The 727-nt window shown below is 44.7% G+C and carries 1 protein-coding gene; it reads right to left on the minus strand.

Features of this window, described 5'->3' with window-relative positions:
- Positions 1-727: GBS Bsp-like repeat-containing protein (locus HMPREF2893_RS08805; protein WP_186822253.1), on the minus strand; the 727-nt coding region annotated here is incomplete at both ends.

The following is a 727-nucleotide window of genomic DNA, read 5'->3' on the forward strand; positions in this document are numbered from 1 at the left end:
CATGGTACTTACCAGTAGAGTTCTTGTGATCGCTCGCTTTGACCGATACCTTGTAATCTCCGTTCGCTTGACGAGTCGCTTCATACCAGCGAATATCGTCTTGGCCATCCTTATCAGACCAAGTAGGAACTTGCACAGTCTGCACCCCTTTAGGGCTGTAGACATCCTTGATGATGACATCAAATGTTCCTGTATCCTTGTTGTTGTTTTGGATCAAGAGAGTGCCGGTTGGACGAGATTGATTTTTGTAATCAATAAAGGCTTTCTTGACAAACTTGTTTTGGCCTTGAGCGTCCACATAGAAGACCTGCGCTTCGTATTTGCCATCAGCGTTTTCGTGGTCACTAGCTTTGGCCGTTACAGTATATGAACCGTCTGCCTGGCGAGTTGGAGTGTACCAGATGATATCTTTCATCCCATTAGCATGAGACCAGAATGGAATCTTCACTTCCTTGTAGCCATCGAAGCCTTGAAGGTTCTTAGCTGTAATGGTAAAGGTGCCGTCTGACTCTGATTTTGTAATGGTCAGATCAGCAGATGGTTTAGAAGCTGTGTAATCGATAAAGGCTTTTTTGACAAACTTATTTTGGCCTTTGGCATCCACATAGAAGACCTGCGCTTCATATTTGCCATCAGCGTTTTCGTGGTCACTAGCCTTAGCCGTTACAGTATATGAACCGTCTGCTTGACGAGTTGGAGTGTACCAGATGATGTCTTTCATCCCATT

Origin of the sequence: Streptococcus sp. HMSC072C09, assembly GCF_001813105.1 — a bacterium.
Classification (GTDB): Bacteria; Bacillota; Bacilli; order Lactobacillales; family Streptococcaceae; genus Streptococcus.